Raw genomic sequence first — 378 nt, forward strand, 5'->3', positions numbered from 1 at the left:
GCTGCACGTGAACCTTGTCGGCACGCACCGGCAGCTCGCCCGGCGGCTGGGTTGAGGTCAGCTTGATTCCGCGCCGTTCCGCCTCGCCGTGAATGATGCGGATTGCGCTCGATGTTACATCATTCAGATCGAACTCCTGCCAATCGATCTCGTTTCTCTTCTTGAGCAATCCTCTCATCCGGCTGATGATATCGCCTGCGCGCTGATCGTCTTCCTGGATGTCGAGGAGAATTTGCTGGATCAGTTCGTGATCCGGGTTCGCACTTCGCAGAAGCACCGAGGCTGCCTCGGCATTGTTTCTGATCGCCGAAAGAGGCTGGTTCAGTTCGTGAGCGATGGACGAGGATAATGCGCCGGCTGTCGCGGACTGGTTGAGAT

1 protein-coding gene is annotated in these 378 nt (G+C 57.7%); it reads right to left on the bottom strand.

Annotated elements, in window-relative coordinates; all coding sequences use genetic code 11:
- The coding region (locus tag AF337_RS04345) for a HAMP domain-containing histidine kinase (RefSeq protein WP_160320244.1) at positions 1-378 on the bottom strand (378 nt) is incomplete at both ends.

Source organism: Rhizobium ecuadorense, from assembly GCF_001187535.1.
Lineage (GTDB): Bacteria > Pseudomonadota > Alphaproteobacteria > Rhizobiales > Rhizobiaceae > Rhizobium > Rhizobium ecuadorense.